We start from the raw sequence: 18349 nt of genomic DNA on the forward strand, positions 1-18349 counted from the left end.
CCTCCGCCTTGCAACCGAAGCCGCAGGACGCCGCTCGCTGTCCGCCCCCTGCCGCAGGGGAGGCCGTTACGATGGGACGCATGACTGCTACGACCCCCCGACGCGTCCTCCTCGCCGCTCCCCGTGGCTACTGCGCGGGCGTGGACCGTGCCGTGATCGCCGTGGAGAAGGCCCTGGAGCAGTACGGCTCCCCGGTCTACGTGCGCCACGAGATCGTCCACAACAAGTACGTCGTACAGACCCTGGAGAAGAAGGGCGCGATCTTCGTCGAGGAGACGGCGGAGGTCCCCGAGGGCTCGATCGTCATGTTCTCCGCGCACGGCGTCGCCCCGACCGTGCACCAGGAGGCGGCCGAGCGGAAGCTCGCCACGATCGACGCGACCTGCCCGCTGGTCACCAAGGTCCACAAGGAGGCCGTCCGCTTCGCGCAGGACGACTTCGACATCCTCCTGATCGGTCACGAGGGCCACGAGGAGGTCATCGGCACCTCCGGCGAGGCCCCTGACCACATCACCCTGGTCGACGGCCCCGACGACGTCGGGAACGTCGAGGTGCGCGACCCGTCCAAGGTCGTCTGGCTCTCCCAGACCACGCTCTCGGTCGACGAGACCATGGAGACGGTCGGCGCCCTCAAGGAGAAGTTCCCGCTGCTCATCTCGCCGCCGAGCGACGACATCTGCTACGCCACGCAGAACCGCCAGATCGCCGTGAAGCAGATGGGCGCCGACGCGGACCTGGTGATCGTCGTCGGCTCGAAGAACTCCTCCAACTCCGTCCGCCTGGTCGAGGTCGCCCTCGGCGCGGGCGCCGGTGCCTCCCACCTGGTCGACGGCGCCGACGAGATCGACGAGGCCTGGCTCGACGGCGTCTCCACGGTCGGCGTCACCTCCGGCGCGTCCGTGCCCGAGGTGCTGGTCGACGGCGTGCTGGCATGGCTGGCCGAGCGGGGTTTCGAGGACGTCGAGATCGTGAAGGCGGCCGAGGAGTCGATCGTCTTCTCGCTCCCCAAGGAGCTGCGCCGCGACCTGCGCGCGGAGGCGGCGGCCCTGAAGGGCGAGTAACCGGCGCTTTCGGGTGCCGTTCCGGGAGTGATCGGGCGCGGCTGCCCGTACGGTGGATCACATGGAGATCTTCGGCGTGGACATCGGCGGATCCGGGATCAAGGGTGCTCCCGTGGACCTGGACCGCGGAGACCTGGCGCAGGAGCGCCACAAGGTACTGACACCGCACCCGGCGACGCCCGAGGACGTGGCCGGGTGCGTGGCCGAGGTCGTCGGCCACTTCGACTGGAAGGGCCCGGTGGGGATCACCTTCCCGGGCGTCGTCACGGACGGCCTCACCCGCACCGCGGCCAACGTCGACAAGGGCTGGATCGACCAGGATGCCCGCGCCCTGCTCGGCGGCAGGCTGGGCCTCCCGGTCACCGTGCTCAACGACGCGGACGCGGCGGGCATCGCCGAGATGACGTTCGGCGCGGGCCGGGGCCGCAAGGGCACGGTGATCATGCTGACCTTCGGTACGGGGATCGGCAGCGCGCTCTTCGTCGACGGCAGGCTCGTACCGAACACGGAGCTCGGCCACCTGGAGCTGAACGGCCACGACGCCGAGAAGCACGCCTCCACGAAGGCCAAGGAGGACGAGGACCTCGGCTGGCACCACTGGGCCCGCCGGGTGCAGAAGTACCTGGCGCACGTGGAGATGCTGTTCTCGCCCGAGCTGTTCATCATCGGCGGCGGAATCAGCCGTAAGGCCGACAAGTTCCTGCCGCTGATCGAGCACGTACGGGCGGAGATGGTCCCGGCGGAGCTGCAGAACAACGCGGGGATCGTGGGGGCGGCGATGGCCGCGAAGGCGGCCGCCTCGGACTGACGCGCGAGGAGGTCCGGCTCGGCGCCGGGGGCCCGGCTCAGGGCTGGGAGGGCCGGCTCAGCGCTGGGAGGGGCGGCGGGGTGCCCGCTCCGCCGTGCGGCCCGCTGGCGCCGGCGCGGCGGCGACCGGCCGGGCGGTGTGCGCGGCCTGCATCAGCCGCCGCTGCCGGGCCCGCATCAGCCGCACCTTGCGTACGGAGGCGATGACGCCGGCGACGAGGGTGCCGCCGTACAGCCAGCCGGCGTGGACGGCGAGTGCGGTGACGACGGCCATGGTCCGGCCGCCGAGGCCGCCGGTGCCGCCGGAGATGGGCGCGATGCCGACGGCGAAGGCGATCGGTACGCCGATCGGCGCCGTCACCAGGTCCGCCGGCCGCACCCAGAGCGCGGTCAGCGCGCTGACCGGCAGGAACAGCAGGCCGAACACGACCGGGGACTCGTCGAACAGCAGCCAGTCCGCGCACCCGATCAGGAACATCGCGGCCGCCGCGAAGAGCCCGGCGCCGATCCCGGTGAGCCGGGGGTTGGGCAGTCGGCGCAGGGCGAGCAGGGCGGGCGACGCCGGCCGCCCGGAGGGCGCGCTCATCACCCGGTAACCGAGGGCCCCGTCGGCCTTCCTGGCTCCCTCGGCCGCCCCGAGCGGGGACAACGGGGTCTGCCGGGTCTGCCTGCGCTGCGGGGGACGTGTCCTGTGCTGCTCCACCGGGACAACGTAGGTCGCCGGAAGGGCGGAATCAGGTGCGGGACACGCGCTTTGGCCGACCTTGGCGATGAGTTCGATGCCACACGGCGCAACGGGAACCGGATCGGGACGGCCGCTTAGACTCGGCCGCATGGTCCGGTCGTCCCGTGGTGAGCTGAGCCCGGGGCTGTGGCGGCGCGAGGCGGGCACGGTGCTGCGCCGGGCCGGGGCGCTCCCGGAGCGGGCGTCGGCCTCCGGTGCCGTCGTCGCGGAGTTCCGGATCGTCCCCGCTCCCACGGAGTGGGCGCAGCACGCGCACCGGCTGCACGAGCTCGTCTGGGTGCGCGGCGGGACGCTGACCTCCCGGGTGGGGGACCGCGTCTTCACCGTGTTCGAGGGGCACGGGCTGTGGATGCCCGCCGGGGTGGTCCACGCGGGCCGGGCCACGCAGGGCGCGCGCTTCCACAGCACGTTCTTCGCGCCCGACCGCACGCCGTTCGCGTTCGGGGAGCCGAAGGCGATCGCGATGACCCCGCTGCTCGTATCGCTGCTGACCCACCTGTCGCGCACGGACCTCGACGAGGCGGCCCGGCTGCGGGCGGAGGCCGTCGTGTTCGACGTGATCGAGCCCTCGGAGCACCAGCTGGCGCTGCGGCTGCCCGGCGACCCGCGGATCGACGCGATCGCCGAAGCCCTGCTGGACGATCCCGCCGACGGCCGTTCACTGGAGGAGTGGGCGCAGGTGCTGGGGATCAGCGACCGCACGATCACCCGCGCGTTCCGCCGGTCGACCGGGCTCTCCTTCGCGCAGTGGCGGCAGATGCTGCGGGTGCACCGGGCGCTGATGCTCCTTTCCGACGGCTTCGATGTGATGTCCGTCTCCGAGCACCTCGGCTACGCGCAGCCCAGCTCCTTCATCGTCGCCTTCCGGCGCGTCATGGGAACCACGCCCGGCGCGTTCTTCGGGGCGGTGGCGGCCTCCGGGGATGTCCGGAATTCCGTATCGGGTGGCGAGAACGCCGGATTGTCTGCCTGACAAGCGGAATATAGTGTTCTTCGAGTTAGGTAACCCTTAGTTGTTGCTCGCCGTGCGCGATGCTGCCCGCGTGCGGGAGAGCGTGCGGCCCGGCCCGTGAAGGCCGGGCGGGGGGTGCCCCACTCCGCGCCCCTCCGATCACCCGGACCTCCTCATGTTCACAAGCCCCTTCCGCCGTGCCGGAAGACTCCCGGACGGCCCCGCCGCACCGGCGGCCGCGCTCCACGGGCGAGACCTGGTGCTGCGCTACGGCGGCGAGCCGGTCGTCCACGGGGTCTCGGTCACCCTGGAACCCGGCCGCGCGACCGCCCTCGTGGGGCCGAACGGCAGCGGGAAGTCCACGCTGCTGCGCGCGCTGTCCCGGCTGCACCAGGTGGACGGCGGCCGGGTGACCCTCGGCGCCCCCGACGGAGCGGACGAGCGGGACGCGGCCCTGCTCAGCCCCCGCACGTTCGCCCGCGAAGTCACGCTGTTCTCGCAGTCGCGGCCCGCGCCCCAGGGGCTGACGGTCGCGGAGGTCGTGGGCTTCGGGCGCCACCCCTACCGGCGCGGCTTCGCCGGCCCCACCCCCGAGGACGGTGCCGCCGTCGACCGCGCCATGGGCGTCACCGGCGTACGAGGCATGGCGGACCGGCAGGTCGGGGAGCTCTCCGGCGGGGAGATGCAGCGCGTCTGGCTCGCGGCCTGCCTCGCCCAGGACACCGGCGTCGTGCTGCTGGACGAACCGACCAACCACCTCGACCTCCGCTACCAGTTCGAGACGCTCGACCTGGTGCGGGACCTGGTGGAGCGGCACGGCCTCGCCGTCGGGATCGTGCTGCACGACCTCGACCAGGCGTCCCGGGTCGCGGACACGCTGGTCCTCATGCACGCCGGCCGTATCCACGCGGCGGGCGCCCCCACCGACGTGCTCACCGCCGAGAACATCGGCCGGGTCTACGACATCCGCGTCGACGTCGCCCTCGACCCGCGTACGGGCCGGCTGCGCATCGACCCACTCGGGCGCCACCTCTCCTGACGAGGACGCCACTCCTTCCGGAGCAGCCGTGCGGCGCTCCGACGCATCGTTCGAGAATCTGAGGAAGAGGACCCTTCATGAACCGCGCCAGCCGCCTGACGGCCGCAGCCTCGACCGGGCTCGCCCTGTTCGCCCTCGCCGCCTGCGGCACGACCGACGCCGACGACGTCACGTCCAAGAGCAGCGCCAAGGCCGCCCCCGCCTCCAAGAGCTGCGCCGACGACACCACGACCACGTCGACGAAGCCGGTCTCCCTCACGGACGGCGTCGGCCGGCAGGTGAAGCTCGACAAGCCCGCCAAGCGCATCGCCGTCCTGGAATGGCAGCAGGTCGAGGACGCCCTGACCCTGTGCGTCACCCCCGCCGCCGTCTCCGACGCGAAGGGGTACAGCACCTGGGTCAGCGCGGAGAAGCTGCCCAGCGGTGTGACGGACATCGGCACCCGTGAGGAGCCCGACCTCGACACCCTCTACGCGGCCGAGCCGGACCTCATCGTCGTGGAGGCGTTCGACGCCAAGGACGAGATGATCAAGAAGCTGGAGAAGCGCGGCGTCCCCGTCCTGGCCACGCGCGGCGCGAACCCGAAGGACCCGATCGGGAACATGCGCCAGGTCTTCAGCATGATCGGCCAGGCCACGGGACGCACCGAGCGCGCCGACCAGGTGCTCAAGGAGTTCGACGACCACCTCGCGAAGGCGAAGCAGCAGGTCACGGACGCCGACCTGCCGACGAAGGACTTCGTGTTCTTCGACGGGTGGCTGGAGGGCAGCAACCTCACCGTCCGCCCCTACAGCGACGGCGCCCTCTTCACCGAGCTGGGCAAGGAGCTCGGCCTGAAGCCCGCGTGGACCAGCAGCGTCAACAAGGAGCACGGTGACGGCGGAGTCGACCCCGCCTACGGCCTCGCGCAGACGGACGTCGAAGGACTCGTCGCGGTGGGCGACGCCAACCTCTTCTACGCCAACGACGAGGGCGCCGGCGGCTACGTCACGGCGCTCCAGAAGAACCCGATCTGGAAGACGCTCCCGGCCGTCAAGGAAGACCGCGCCCACGCGTTCCCCGCGCGGGTATGGGGCGCCGGCGGCCCGCGCTCCAACGAGCAGGCGATCGACGCCTACGTCGACGTACTCGACAAGAATTGACATCCTCCCCGCCCTACAGAAGGGCGGGGATTCCTGGCTCACGTTGGCCGGGGACCTGCGGTCCGTCGGCTCTTACACGATCGGCACCAGCCGGGTTGAGACCAGCCCGGACCAGCATCACGCGGGCGGAGTTCTTGTCCCTGGGGGACACGGCTCCGCACGCGGTGCAGGTGTAGGTACGTTCCAAAAGGGGAAGTGCGTGCTTGGTTCTCGCTCCGCACGACGCGCAGTCCATGGTGGTGTGCGCGGGATGCACGGGACGGATGTCCCGTGCGTGCTTGCGCCCCATTTCGATGAGGGCGGTCTTGGTGGCGCCGATCGCGGCGTCGGCGGCCTTGCGAGCCATGCTGGTCTTCGCCAGGAACTTCGGGCGGAAGTCCTCAACCGCGATCGCATCGTGGTCGCGGACCACCGCCATGGCCCACTTGCGGGCCGTGTCCTGCCGCTGCCGCGCCACCTTCTTGTGCAGCTTCGCCGCCTGCCGTCGGGCTGTGCGGTAGCCCTTGGACGCGGCCTTGCCCTGAGCGGGGCGACGGCGGGCCACCATCCGCTGATAACGCCCCAGCTTCCGCGCCGCGCTCTTCCCATGGCCGGGGTGGGGCAGGTCGTGGGCGTCGGACGTGGTGGTGGCGGTCTCCCTGACGCCCCAGTCCACCCCCAGCACACGCCCCGTGGCGGGCAGCGGCTGGGGTTCGGTGGCCACGACGAACGACGCGTACCAGTGCCCCAGACTGTCCCGGTACACCCGCACCGAGGAAGGCGCGGACGGCAGCTCGCGGGACCAGATGACCGTCAGGACGATGCCGCCCGCGAGGTGCAGGCGGCCGTCCTTCAGGCGGAATCCGCGCCGGGTGTAGTTCAGCGTGGGCAGCGCCCCCCCCGCTTGCGCTTCATCCGGGGCACCCCGGCCCGCCGCCGCACCGGCACCCTCGCCTTGATGTCCTTGACCGCCTTGGCACGGGACGTGGCGAAGTCACGGATGGTCTGCTGCTGCGGAACGCTCGCCCCCTCCCGCAGCCACGACATCGACGCCCGGGCCTCGGTCAGCAACTTGTCGAGCTGCGCCGGACCACATGTCTTCTTCTCAACGGCATCGCGGTTCAGGCCATGGACCTTGCGGGACATCGCCACGCACTCGTTCCACACCCACCGACACCGCGCCCACTCCGCCTCAAGACCCGCACGCGCGGCCGACGACACACGCAGCCGATAGGAGTACCGGGCAAGCCCGGAACCCTGCTCAACCGCTGCTGTCGCCGCCATGATCCGCAACCTAACAGCCCCCACTGACAACGGAAGAGAGCGCAGGTCACAACCAATGCGCAGCGCACTCCGCCGCTTCGCGGCTCCGCCCCAAGGACCCATTCCTCCTTGCCCTGAAGGACGGGGCATCCTGGGAAAATCAAGGTGAGCGCCGTACGCACAGCGGGAGCGCCGCCGCGTCCGGTCAAGGAACGCGGCGGCGGCCCCGCCGGGGCGGCCGTCCTGGCGGTCCTCCTCGTCGCGACCGCCCTGGTGGGCCTGTGGCACCTGACCCAGGGCACATCGGGCGTCGGCGTCGGCGACCTGGTGCGCCACCTCGCCGGGGAACGCGACAGCGCCGACGGCGCGCCGGTCGGCGAGATCCTCACCGGCTCCCGCCTGCCACGCCTCTTCGCGGGAGTGGCGGTGGGCTTCGCCCTCGGCTGCGCCGGCACCCTGCTCCAGTCCGTCACGCACAACGCGCTGGCCTCGCCCGACACCCTCTCGGTCTCGGCCGGGTCCTACTTCGCCGTCTCGCTCGTCGCCGCCCTCGGCCTCGCCGTACCGCTGTGGGCCTCGGGCGTCGTCGCCTTCGCCGGCGGCCTGGCCGCGGCGGCGCTCGTGCTGCTCCTCGCGGGCCGGGCGGCGGGCACCTCGGGCACCCGCCTCATCCTCGCCGGATCGGCGATGGCGATGGCCCTGGACTCCGCGACCGGCATGCTCCTCATCCTGTTCAAGCAGAACACGACCGGCCTCTACGCCTGGGGGAGCGGCTCGCTCTCGCAGCTGAACATCGACGCGTCGCTGCGGGCCATCCCCCTCGTCGTCCTCGTGCTCTGCGCCGCCCTGGCGCTGTCGCGGCGGCTGGACGTGATGAACCTGGGCGACGACACCGCGGCCACCCTCGGCGTGCCGATCCGGAGCACCCGGGTGTTCGCCGTGGTCTGCGCGGTCATCCTGACCAGTACCTCGGTGACCCTCGCGGGCCCGATGGCCTTCGTCGGACTCGGCGCCCCCGTCCTCGCCCGCCTGATCGCGGGCCGGGTCCGCGCGCTGCGCCGCCACCTGCTCCTGATCCCCGCGGCCGGCCTGCTCGGCGCGCTGCTCATCCTGCTCGCGGACGCGGTCCTGCGCGCGGTGCAGGGGGCGGACGGGGCGGCCTCCATCCCCACCGGCGTACCGACCACCCTGCTCGGCTCCGTCGTGATCGTGGTCCTCGCGCTGCGGCTGCGCGACACGGGCCGGCTCCAGCAGCCCCCGCGGACACGGGTCGCCGCACGGTCCCGGCGCGCCTACCTCATCGTCGTGACCGGCGCGGCGGCCCTGCTGGTCGCGGCGGCCGTCGTCGGCACCCTGGCGGGGAGCCTCTGGCTGAAGACCGGGGACATCGCCCTCTGGATCCAGGGCACCGCCCCCGACCTGATCGGGGCGGCCCTCGACGACCGGGTGCCCCGGGTCACCGCCGCGGTCCTCGCCGGCATGGCGCTCGGACTCGCCGGATGCGTGGTGCAGAGCACCGTACGCAACCCGCTCGCGGAGCCGGGCATCCTCGGCATCACGGCGGGCGCCGGGCTGGGCGCCGCGGGCGTCGTCACCTCGGGGCTCGGCGGCGGACAGACGGTGCTCGTCGCGGTCGCCGTCGCGGCCGGGCTCGCCACCTTCGCGGTGATCGCCCTGCTGGCCTGGCGCGGGGGCTTCCTGCCCGACCGGTTCGTCCTGATCGGCATCGGCATGGGGTACGGCCTCAGCGCCGTGACCACCTTCCTCCTGCTGCGCGCCGACCCGTACAACACGCCCCGCATCTTCACCTGGCTCTCCGGCACCACGTACGGCCGTACGTTCTCCGACGTCGTCCCGGTCGCCGTGGCCCTGGCGCTCGCGCTGCCCGTACTGCTGTCCATGCGCGAGCGGCTCGACCTGCTCGCCGTCGACGAGGACACCCCGCGCATCGTCGGCGTCAGGGTGGAGCGCACCCGCTTCGCCGCCCTGGCGATCGCCGCGGTGCTCGCCGCGCTCAGCGTGATCGCCGTCGGCGTCGTCGGCTTCGTGGGGCTCGTCGCCCCGCACCTCGCCCGTTCCCTGGTGGGCGCCCGGCAGGCCCGCGCCATCCCGGTCGCGATGCTGCTCGGCGGGCTGCTGGTGTGCGTGGCGGACGCGCTGGGCCGCACCGTCGTCGCCCCCGCCCAGGTGCCGGCGGGGCTGATGATCGCGCTGGTCGGCGCCCCGTACTTCGTGTGGGTGCTCCGGCGGTCCCGCGCGTGACCTTCTCCGTCCCGTATCCCATCGCGCCCCGTCAGGAGCAGCCGCAATGCCGTCCCAGCGACAAACGCCCGTGAACAGCATCGTCGTGCCGTACGAACCCGGCACCGCGTCGGCCCGGCTCGGGCGCTCCGGGGTGGTTGAGCGCTGGGGCGCGGTGGACCGCACCGCCCACGCCCCGCACATCGTCGCCGTTCCCGGTGACGGCGAGGAGTGGACGGGCGCCGCGCTCGTGACCGCCCGCCCGGACACGGCGTACCTGAAGATCGTCGACGCCGTCGGCGACGTACCGGCCGTCGTCGAGGCCGTCGTCGCCCACGCGCGGGAACGGGGGCTCGTCCAGCTGAAGTGGGAAGGGTGGACGGTCACCCCGGAGGAGGCCGCCGCCGCGGGCTTCACCGCCCTGGACCCGCCGCTCTCGCAGTCGGAGGGCGCGGCCGGACCCGCCGCCGGTTACGTCCGCTGGCTGGACGGCGACGCGGTGACCGCGCCCCCGTACTACGGGCAGACCACCCACTTCACCTGCGGCGCCGTCACCGCCCTCGTCGCGCAGGTGCACGCGGGCGTCCTGCCCCGGGAGGCGCTCGACCGCCGGGCGGAGCTGACGCTGTGGCGGGACGCGACCAACTTCATGGCCTGCGAGCCGGTCGGCCTGGGCGTCGCCCTGCGCCGGTCCCGGCCGTCGTCCGAGGTCACGGTCCACCTCGACACCGACCGGCCCGTCATGCTCGACCACCTCGCCCCGGGCGACCAGGAGTGGCGTGCGCTGCTGCAGAGCGCCTCCCGTACGGAGGCCGAGCGCATCGGCGTCCAGGTCGACCCGGGCCACCTCCCCCTGAGCGCGGTCCGGGACGCGATCGGCCGGCAGGAGCACGTACTCCTGCTGCTCTCGCTCGCCGCGATGCAGGGGTTCGAGGTGCCGCACTGGGTGCTCTGCCACGGCGTCGTGCCCGGCGCCGTGGTGATCGACGACCCCTGGGCCAACGCGGCGACCGGAGACACCTGGGTCGACGCCCATCTGCTGCCGGTGCCGGACGCGTCGCTCGACGCGATGTCGACGATGGAGCCGGGGGGCTTCCGCGGGGCCGTGACCGTGTGCTCCACTCCCCGTACGCTGTGCCCCCGTTCCGAACCCCGGACCCCGGACCCCGAGTCCCGATGAGAAAGCGGCAGTGATGGAGATCCGTCCCACCACCGATGAGGACCTGGAGGTCTTCGTCGAGACCGTCCACACGGCCTTCGGGCAGTTTCCGGAGACCCCGATCGCGGACGGCGGACGCTGGTGGTCGGCGCTGGAGATGGACCGCGGCCTGCTCGCCGTTGCACCGGACGGCAAGCCCGTGGGCACCGCGGCCGCGCACTCCTTCGAGCTCACGCTGCCCGGCGGGAAGCTTGTCCCGGCCGCCGGAGTGACCGCCGTCGGCGTCCTGCCCTCGCACCGGCGACGCGGCGTGCTCAGCGCGATGATGCGCCACCAGCTCGCCGAGGTACGGGAGCGGGGCGAGTTCCTGTCGGTGCTGCTGGCCTCGGAGGCGCGGATCTACGGCCGGTTCGGGTACGGACCGGCGACGTCCACGGCACGGCTGACGGTGCCGCGGCACAGGGCGGGGTGGGCCGCGGCCCGGGGGGCCGGCGTCGAGGGCGGCGCCGGTTCCGTCGAGGTGCTGCGACGGGCCGGGTGCGGCGAGATCCTCGAAGCGGTCTACGACCGGTACCGCCGCGCGCAGCCCGGCGCGCTGTCCCGGCCGCACCGCTGGTGGGACCTGGGCGCGGGCCAGCCGCCGGTCTCCCGGGCACCTCGTTATGTCGCCGTCCACCGGGACGCCGACGGCACGCCGGACGGGTACGCCAGCTACTCGACCGAGTCCGGCACCCTGACGGTGGACGAGACCATCGCGCTCGGCGACGCGGCCTTCACCGCCCTGGCCCGGTACGCCCTCGGGCACGACCTGGTCTCCCAGGTCGTGTTCCGGCACCTCCCGCCCGAGCACCCGCTGCGCTGGCAGCTCGAGGACCCTCGGGCCGGCGAGGTCGGCGGCCACACCGACTGGCTCTGGGTGCGCCTGCTCGACGTACCGCGTGCGCTGACGGCGCGCGGCTGGTTCACGGACGGGGAGCTGGTGCTGGACGTGGACGACCCGTTCCTGGGCGAGCACGGCCGCTACCTGCTGACCGTCCGCGACGGCAGGGCGGAGTGCGTGCCCACGGACCGGCGGCCCGACCTGTCCCTGGACGTACGGGACCTCGGGTCGGTCTACCTCGGCGGCAACCGCCCGAGCACGCTCGTACGGGCGGGACACATCCGCGCGCACGACCCGTCCGCCGCTGCCCGCGCGGACGCGCTGTTCGGGAGCGACCTCTCCCCGCACTGCCTGCACTGGTTCTGACCGCGTCCGGCCGGGTCGGCGTCAGGGGCCGGGGGAGTCGATCGGGAGTACGAAGGAGATCTGCTCGCCCTGGTCCCTGTACCGTGATACGCGCACGTGGACGACGGCGCGCCTGGGCTGCCGTCGCGGCCGACCCCACCCTTCTTGATCCTGAGCGGACGTTTGTGGCATGAGTACTAGTATCGGAATCGTCGGTCTGCCGAATGTCGGCAAGTCGACCCTGTTCAACGCCCTGACCAAGAACGACGTGCTGGCGGCCAACTACCCGTTCGCCACGATCGAGCCGAACGTCGGCGTGGTCGGCGTCCCGGACCGCCGTCTGGACGTCCTGGCGAAGATCTTCGGCTCGCAGAAGCTCTTGCCCGCGACGGTGGACTTCGTCGACATCGCGGGGATCGTGCGCGGCGCGAGCGAGGGCGAGGGCCTCGGCAACAAGTTCCTCGCGAACATCCGCGAGTCGGACGCGATCTGCCAGGTCATCCGCGCGTTCAAGGACGAGAACGTCGTCCACGTCGACGGCAAGGTCTCGCCGAAGGACGACATCGAGACGATCAACACGGAGCTGATCCTCGCGGACCTCCAGTCCGTCGAGAAGGCGGTCCCGCGCCTCCAGAAGGAGTCCCGCCTCCAGAAGGAGAAGGTCGCGGTGCTGGCCGCGGTCGAGGAGGCCCAGAAGATCCTCGAAGCCGGCGACACCCTCTTCCACGCGGGCATCACGGCCTCCACGGAGAAGGGCCGCCTCCTCCACGAACTCCACCTCCTCACCACCAAGCCCTTCATCTACGTGTTCAACGTCGACGAGGACGAGCTGGTCGACGAGGACTTCAAGAACGAACAGCGCGCCCTGGTCGCCCCCGCCGAGGCGATCTTCCTGAACGCCAAGATCGAGTCCGAGCTGATCGAGCTGGACGACGACGAGGCCCTGGAACTCCTCCAGTCCATGGGCCAGGAAGAACCCGGCCTCGCCACCCTGGGCCGCGTCGGCTTCGACACCCTGGGCCTCCAGACGTACCTCACGGCCGGCCCGAAGGAAACCCGCGCCTGGACCATCAAGAAGGGCGCCACGGCCCCCGAGGCGGCCGGTGTCATCCACACCGACTTCCAGAAGGGCTTCATCAAGGCGGAGATCATCTCCTTCGACGACCTGGTCGAAACCGGCTCGGTGGCCGAAGCCCGCGCGGCCGGCAAGGCCCGCATGGAGGGCAAGGACTACGTGATGCAGGACGGCGACGTGGTGGAGTTCCGCTTCAGTTTGTGAACTCCGCCACGTCGCTGACGTGGGGGAGTTCAGTTCGAAAGTACAAGTGCCTGATGGGGCCGGGACGAACTCGTCCCGGCCCCATCAGGTGTCCCCGCGGTCCTTGACGAGGGCCTCGAATGCGAGGGTGAAGATTTCCCTTCCCCGTGCCTCGGCCGTCCCGCTTCTTACAACGGCCTTGTGCTGGCGGGCTCTCGTATGCAACTGTCGCGAGTTCGCCGGGGACTCCAACCGGCTCGTGAGGATGCGTGATCGCGAACGGCGTCCGGTTTGAGGCCGGTTAGTCTCCTTCACCGACCACTGCCAGGACCGTCGAGCAGCGGACAGGTTGCCCGCAGTGCCTTGCCACGGCCGCACCATCGGCGGCGGAGGCTCCCGCACCTTATGACGTACGTCCGTGAACGCCCCACCCACGACGTGTCGCCCTGCGATCATTGAGTCATCTTGAGTGAGCGACACGAATCGAGGAGCACCATGGCGTGGGCCTACGCGGAACTGGCCAAGGAAGCAGCCAAGCGCGGCGGTCCCACCGCGCTGCGCGCCTTCTACACCGGGCGGGGCATCATCATCGGCGGCGCCATCACCAGCGCCTCCATCGCGGGGACCGTTGCCTACGACAAGTGGAGTAAACGCCGCGCCGCTGCCGCTGCCGAAACGGCGTATGACGCTACAACGGAAACTCCAGCCGCTGGCGACACCCGGAGCGGGTAACCTGCCGATAGCTCCCGTACGGACCGACTCTTGTAGTGAGCGAATAGCTACCCAGCGTACTGGGGGCTCGCGTATTCAACTGTCGAGGGTTCCCCGAGGAGCCCAGCCGGCTGATGACCGGGTGTGATTGCCAGCGGCGTATCGGCTCCAAGTCCCGCCGGTCTCGTGGAGGAGGCGGCTGGTGGTCATGTTGTGGTAGCCGAGGGCGTTCGAGATGACGGGGGCGGGCAGTTCGATGAGTTGTTGTCGGATGGCGGCGCCGTGGGCCGCTGCGAGCGGGATGTCGATCTCGCGCAGGAGCGCGAGGACACCGACCCGAACGAACCGGTGATGCGGCTCCTGCGCGACGGCACCGCAGCGAGCCTGCGCCGATGGTTCCCCTACCGCGCCGAACTCGCGGCGATCAGGGGGAGAAGAAGGCAATGTGGCTGTCCCTCAATCTCTTGCCCGGCGTGCCGATCGCCGATGCGCGCCTCCAGGCCCGCGGCATCCAGCGCTCCTACGCCAAGGGCACCGCGGAGCTGAACTTCGTGGTGGCCGGCCAACCCGGCTGGGAGCCCTGGCCCACCTCCATGGAGCGCCTCGCCCGCACCGCCCGCCTCGACCTCCAGGCCGCCCAACAGCCCGCCGAGGACCGGCCGACGCCGCGCCGGGGGCGCCCGTCGAGATCCCTGACGAACTGATCGCGTACGCCCGGCACCTCCTTGCCCAGGGCATGGCCTCCAACGCTGTCGCGGCCGCCTGCCACATCTCCCGGCCCACCCTCTATGCCAGGATTCCTGAGCTCAGGGCTTTGCGTGCTGCAGCAGTCGGGGCTCGGTGAACCCCCAGTCCATCGCCATGGTGATCAGAGCCTCGCGGACTGCGCCGCCCCAGCCGAGTTCGTTGATCTCATACGGCAGCACCTCGGCGGCCCCATGCGAAATGCTGTCTCGACCGACCCTTTCGCCCAGACTTGTGAAATCGACGTACAGGGCCAGGTCGCGCGCGTTCCTGTGAAGGAGGCTACTTCTCTGATATCGCGTCTTCTGGTGCTCGCTCGCAAGATCAGCCGGTGGGCCGGAGACGAATACGGATGTCGTGGGATCCGGGCCTCCGCTCAGACCAGTCGCTGCCTGTGCAATACGTGGAAGCACGTACGCTGCAGCGCTACGAGCAACGCTCGGCAGGGCCTTCTCAATATCGCTGAACACAGCCGTGTCTCCCTGTGCAAGATCGGCCACGACATCCAGAACGACTTCGAGCAGGGGCTGCGCACCATGCAGCTTCACCGTGCAGTATACGTTGATTCGTTCATCAACGTTCACATCATCCGGACTTGTGGGGTAATACTCCTTGGCCAAGCGCACACGTGTCGCTGTGGCCTGAATCGGAACCCACGGAGAGGTAGCTGGCTCCACGTCGGTCCTGCCGAACATCAATTGATACACCGCTTCATTGATCGGTGACTGCTCAAGTGCCTCAACAACGGTCCGGGAGGTACCCCGAGGCAGACGGTGCCGCCCCCTAAGCATGTGCAGGTTGATGTTTGCCACCGCCCGCAGCACCAAGTCTCCTTGCGGCGGAACCTCGTACTGCCGCGGCAGGTGCAGGACGAGTTGCGGCAGCGGATTCTCGAACTTGGCCGGCTCGGTCAGCATCGCCAGCAGGAGGAGACGAGTTGCCCTCTCGTTGCGGCCCTCCAACCGAACGTAGACCGTCCCTTGGTGCAGCAGCGGCCTTGGCACCTGAACAGGATCGATCCGGACGAGCAACACAACCTTGTCACTGGAGCCGTCTATCGGGATCTCGATCACTTCGGGAGTCCACGGCGGGTCGAAGATCGTGGCCATCTTATTGACCAGCGCCTCTCGTGTCCCGTGAGGAGCACCGACGATCTTCTCAGGGACACCGGTCTTCCCCTCGGAGACACCGTAGAACAAGATCCCGCCGTTGGTGTTGGCCATGGCAGCAATGCCTTCCAGGCTCTTGTCACCGCTGGTCTTGTACTCGATGCGCAGGTTCTCGGGGATCCGGAGGCCCACGAAGTCCTGAACCATCGCGAAGGTGATCTGGTCGGCCGGCATGTGGAAGAGGCTGTGCATAGGCGCAGCATCGCACCCACCGGAACTTCGCGTTGAGGCTTTTCGAGGGAAGGGGGGGGCAATACTGGGGGCTCGCGTATTCAACTGTCGGGGGTTCCCCGAGGAGCCCAGCCGGTTGGTGACCGAGTGTGATTGCCAGCGGCGTATCGGCTTCAAGTCCCGCCGGTCTCGTAGAGGAGGCGGCTGGTGGTCATGTTGTGGTCACCAGGGCGGCTGGGGTGCACGACAGGATGTCGCAGAACGCGGCCATGCCCTGCAACGACAGGCGTTCGGAGGTGCCGGAGACCGGGCGGTGGGCCTGCGAGGCGGAGAGATCGATGCCGCGTTTGCGTAGGAGCGGCACCAGTTCGGTGGCCGTGAAGATCTGGTGCTGGGCCATGACCTCGCGCAGTCGTCAGGTGTAGCCGACCTTACGTTTCATGCTTGCCTGCCGGGCTGGGTCTAGAGAGCGGCGGCGATGGTGGTGTCCAGGTGTCGCCGCAGGGTTCGGGTGCGGAAGTCTGAGGACACGCAGGTGTAGAGCGAGTGGTGCTGGCGTGTTCGTGGCCGACTTGCCCTTGGACGAAGCGCGGGTCCCAGCCGTTCTCGACCAAGTGGGTAGCGTAGGACATGCGGAACGAGTGGAAGTCGATCCCGTCGTCTAGGCCCAGGACCTCGCGGTGGTCGATGAAGCGTGAGTTGAGCCGCTGGCAGTCGATGCGCAGGTCGCGTTCAGAAGGCCGGCCGTTGGTTTGTTGTGGGTGCCGAACAGCGGGCGGACCTCGGTGAACCGCTCGTCCAGAACGTCCGGGGTCCAGTCGAAGACGGTCAGCACCCCACGGCGTTTGGGCGGCGAGCCCTTCTTGGCCTTGCCGAACCGGACCTGGCAGCGGCCGTACTCGGCGCCGTGCGGGTTGCGGCCAAAGTCGGCGGCGTCGTTGTGCGCCTTCGAGCCGCCGCCGAGTCCGGCGAGCATGACGGAGGCCGCCGACCCGCACCGGACGTCCGGCGCTGACCGGCCGCCGTGCGGAGGCGCAGGGAGATGGGGCCCTGCGGGTGGCCCTCACTGATGGGAACAACCTGGGGGGCAATCACAGCTTGAGAGCGTACTCCTTGGTGGCCTTGTCGATCTTGGCAGCTAGTACTTCAAGGTCGACATAGCTCACTTCGCTCCAGTCGCTGAAGCGTCGCGTGATATCGACTCCCAACCCCGAGAGTGTTTCGACCTGGCTGCTCAGCTGGTCGATGGCTGCTAGGTAGCGGACGAGTTTCGCACGCTCGATGTCGACTTCGGATTGGTGTGTCAGCGTGGGGAATGTCCGGCTTGCGTATGCCAGTGTGTCGAGGAAGCTCTGACTCGTGTGGGTCCGTACGGCCTCATTCGCGATTGGTAGCGCCTTTTTGAGCTCGGCGTGTGCGCGGCGGACCCTCTTTCGTTCCGCCTCCTTGGCTGTAGCGTCTGCCGCAACCTGCTGGTCAAGCTTCGCGTGGCGGATTGCCTGCTTCTTGCGACGGTCAGTCTTGCGTACCTTGACGACGTCGCGAAGATCCTCCAGCCATGCCAGTACAGCCCCCTTGGCTGCGATGCGCCAGGCTGTCATCAGCCCGCCGAGAAACCCGAACGCAGCCCCTGCCAGCAGCTCGACCAGCATTGTGCCCCCTGTCCCCGTGTTTGAGTCGCGACAGAGTGTAGCTGGCGCCTCCGGGCTGATCCGGTCGGCCGTTCCAACGCGCCCGGAGAGCAACGGCGTTGTCAGTGCTGGCTGTCAGAATGCTCTGTATGGGTGAAGCGCTGTCGCTGGCCGACATCATGGAGAAGAACCCGATCGACCAAGTGGGGGAGCAGTGGTTGGCCGCTGCTGCCACTCTGCTCTATCAGCAGGGTGATACTGAGGCTGCGATTGCCGCCACCGACGTGCTTGCGGTCGATTTGACTCTCTGGAACTCAAACGAGTACGAACCGGACGAGTACATGGTGTACTTCACGGTGGAACCGAACCTGGTTAATCAGTTCACGGAAGCGGTGCTGGGCCGCATCGAAGGTGGCATGCACGCCGTCGTGCCCAGGCGGGCCAGCATGCGCATCGATTCGATCGAGGTCAGCCCGGTTGTCCCGGTTCCTAGCGCGGACTGGCGGAAGCAACTTCGCACGGCTAACGGGCCCATGCCGACGAACCAGGCTCGGAAGGTCCGCCTTGAGCCCGAGGATCAGCACCCGATCGAGGATGACCTGCACTTCACCAACGAGTGGGAGCACAGGGTCTACCAAGTGCTGAAGGAACGGCAAGCCACTCTGGCGGACAGCGAGACGATCGGCATCATGCCCCTGGGCAGGATGCGGCTGCTCGGGTCTACACGAGAGCCAGACTTCTTGGTCACTTATAGAGGGCGTGCGGGGGTCATCGAGGTGGATGGCCCCCATCACGGAAAGCCAGGCAGAGCGTCAAGTGATAGCAGCCGGGACAGCCTAATGATCAACGCTGGGGTTGAGTGGGTCAGCCGCCTCGACGTTCGTGATGTGCACTCGAAAGCTGAAGTCGAGAAGTTCGTAGACACATTTCTTGCGAGGCTCGCGCGACGGTAGAGACGCGGCTCAGCAGCGTTCGTGGGCTTCCTGCGCTGCGATCTCACCCGGCCTGGGCGTGCGCTTGGCTGCCGACAGGGGAGCCCCACGTAGGCGCGG

Annotated in this window: 18 protein-coding genes and 1 pseudogene; 12 read left to right on the plus strand and 7 right to left on the minus strand. The window is 69.9% G+C overall.

Annotation, left to right across the window (positions count from 1 at the left end; genetic code table 11):
* The first annotated feature begins 71 nt into the window (after positions 1 to 71).
* Both OG242_RS21265 and ppgK read left to right on the plus strand, forming a co-directional pair.
* A complete protein-coding gene (locus tag OG242_RS21265; RefSeq protein WP_405899676.1) occupies positions 72 to 1061 on the plus strand; it encodes a 4-hydroxy-3-methylbut-2-enyl diphosphate reductase in 990 nt (329 codons plus the stop codon).
* Between the two features lie 61 nt (positions 1062 to 1122).
* A complete protein-coding gene (gene ppgK, locus OG242_RS21270) occupies positions 1123 to 1869 on the plus strand; it encodes a polyphosphate--glucose phosphotransferase (RefSeq protein WP_405899677.1) in 747 nt (248 codons plus the stop codon).
* Between the two features lie 57 nt (positions 1870 to 1926).
* Here ppgK and OG242_RS21275 read toward each other — a convergent pair whose 3' ends face one another.
* Positions 1927 to 2454, minus strand: a complete 528-nt coding sequence (locus tag OG242_RS21275) for a DUF6542 domain-containing protein (protein WP_405901680.1) — start codon at positions 2452 to 2454, stop codon at positions 1927 to 1929.
* 247 nt (positions 2455 to 2701) lie between these two features.
* On the opposite strand from OG242_RS21275, the gene OG242_RS21280 reads away from it, so the two are divergent.
* The 3 genes from OG242_RS21280 (at position 2702) to OG242_RS21290 (ending at position 5746) form a co-directional block, all read left to right on the plus strand.
* Positions 2702 to 3586 (plus strand): helix-turn-helix domain-containing protein, encoded by an 885-nt coding sequence (locus tag OG242_RS21280; protein WP_405899678.1) that lies wholly within the window; start codon positions 2702 to 2704, stop codon positions 3584 to 3586.
* A 154-nt stretch (positions 3587 to 3740) separates the two neighbouring features.
* On the plus strand, positions 3741 to 4604 hold the full coding sequence (locus OG242_RS21285; RefSeq protein WP_405899679.1) for an ABC transporter ATP-binding protein: 864 nt from the start codon (positions 3741 to 3743) through the stop codon (positions 4602 to 4604).
* Positions 4605 to 4681: 77 nt separating this feature from the next.
* Complete coding sequence (locus OG242_RS21290) at positions 4682 to 5746, plus strand: ABC transporter substrate-binding protein (RefSeq protein ID WP_405899680.1); 1065 nt, start codon at positions 4682 to 4684, stop codon at positions 5744 to 5746.
* A gap of 13 nt (positions 5747 to 5759) precedes the next feature.
* On the opposite strand, the pseudogene OG242_RS21295 reads toward OG242_RS21290, so the two are convergent.
* A pseudogene (locus tag OG242_RS21295) lies at positions 5760 to 7009 on the minus strand (RNA-guided endonuclease InsQ/TnpB family protein).
* 144 nt (positions 7010 to 7153) lie between these two features.
* Here OG242_RS21295 and OG242_RS21300 point away from each other — a divergent pair.
* The 6 genes from OG242_RS21300 to OG242_RS21325 all read left to right on the plus strand — a co-directional run bounded on the left by OG242_RS21300 (position 7154) and on the right by OG242_RS21325 (position 14286).
* Positions 7154 to 9250, plus strand: a complete 2097-nt coding sequence (locus OG242_RS21300) for an iron ABC transporter permease (protein ID WP_405899681.1) — start codon at positions 7154 to 7156, stop codon at positions 9248 to 9250.
* A gap of 46 nt (positions 9251 to 9296) precedes the next feature.
* Positions 9297 to 10409: a peptidase C39 family protein gene (locus tag OG242_RS21305; RefSeq protein ID WP_405899682.1), complete on the plus strand. Its 1113-nt coding sequence runs from the start codon at positions 9297 to 9299 to the stop codon at positions 10407 to 10409.
* Between the two features lie 13 nt (positions 10410 to 10422).
* Entirely contained in the window at positions 10423 to 11634 is a 1212-nt protein-coding gene (locus OG242_RS21310) for a GNAT family N-acetyltransferase (RefSeq protein ID WP_405901681.1), read from the plus strand.
* Between the two features lie 169 nt (positions 11635 to 11803).
* Entirely contained in the window at positions 11804 to 12892 is a 1089-nt protein-coding gene (gene ychF, locus OG242_RS21315) for a redox-regulated ATPase YchF (RefSeq protein ID WP_405899683.1), read from the plus strand.
* A gap of 474 nt (positions 12893 to 13366) precedes the next feature.
* Positions 13367 to 13603, plus strand: a complete 237-nt coding sequence (locus OG242_RS21320) for a hypothetical protein (protein WP_405899684.1) — start codon at positions 13367 to 13369, stop codon at positions 13601 to 13603.
* 452 nt (positions 13604 to 14055) lie between these two features.
* Entirely contained in the window at positions 14056 to 14286 is a 231-nt protein-coding gene (locus OG242_RS21325) for a hypothetical protein (protein ID WP_405899685.1), read from the plus strand.
* Between the two features lie 102 nt (positions 14287 to 14388).
* On the opposite strand, the gene OG242_RS21330 is transcribed toward OG242_RS21325, so the two are convergent.
* The 5 genes from OG242_RS21330 to OG242_RS21350 all read right to left on the minus strand — a co-directional run bounded on the left by OG242_RS21330 (position 14389) and on the right by OG242_RS21350 (position 17318).
* Complete coding sequence (locus OG242_RS21330) at positions 14389 to 15687, minus strand: ATP-binding protein (protein WP_405899686.1); 1299 nt, start codon at positions 15685 to 15687, stop codon at positions 14389 to 14391.
* A gap of 190 nt (positions 15688 to 15877) precedes the next feature.
* Positions 15878 to 16078, minus strand: coding sequence for a helix-turn-helix domain-containing protein (locus OG242_RS21335; RefSeq protein ID WP_405901682.1), 201 nt, complete (start codon positions 16076 to 16078; stop codon positions 15878 to 15880).
* A 19-nt stretch (positions 16079 to 16097) separates the two neighbouring features.
* Complete coding sequence (locus OG242_RS21340) at positions 16098 to 16391, minus strand: tyrosine-type recombinase/integrase (protein WP_405901683.1); 294 nt, start codon at positions 16389 to 16391, stop codon at positions 16098 to 16100.
* On the minus strand, positions 16328 to 16642 hold the full coding sequence (locus OG242_RS21345) for a hypothetical protein (RefSeq protein WP_405901785.1): 315 nt from the start codon (positions 16640 to 16642) through the stop codon (positions 16328 to 16330). Before OG242_RS21345 ends, OG242_RS21340 begins: the two co-directional genes overlap by 64 nt.
* A 115-nt stretch (positions 16643 to 16757) precedes the next feature.
* Complete coding sequence (locus tag OG242_RS21350) at positions 16758 to 17318, minus strand: hypothetical protein (RefSeq protein ID WP_405899687.1); 561 nt, start codon at positions 17316 to 17318, stop codon at positions 16758 to 16760.
* Positions 17319 to 17446: 128 nt separating this feature from the next.
* On the opposite strand from OG242_RS21350, the gene OG242_RS21355 reads away from it, so the two are divergent.
* A complete protein-coding gene (locus tag OG242_RS21355) occupies positions 17447 to 18250 on the plus strand; it encodes a hypothetical protein (RefSeq protein WP_405899688.1) in 804 nt (267 codons plus the stop codon).
* Positions 18251 to 18349: the final 99 nt, after the last annotated feature.

The sequence above is a fragment of the Streptomyces sp. NBC_00727 genome (assembly GCF_045161745.1).
Lineage (GTDB): Bacteria > Actinomycetota > Actinomycetes > Streptomycetales > Streptomycetaceae > Streptomyces.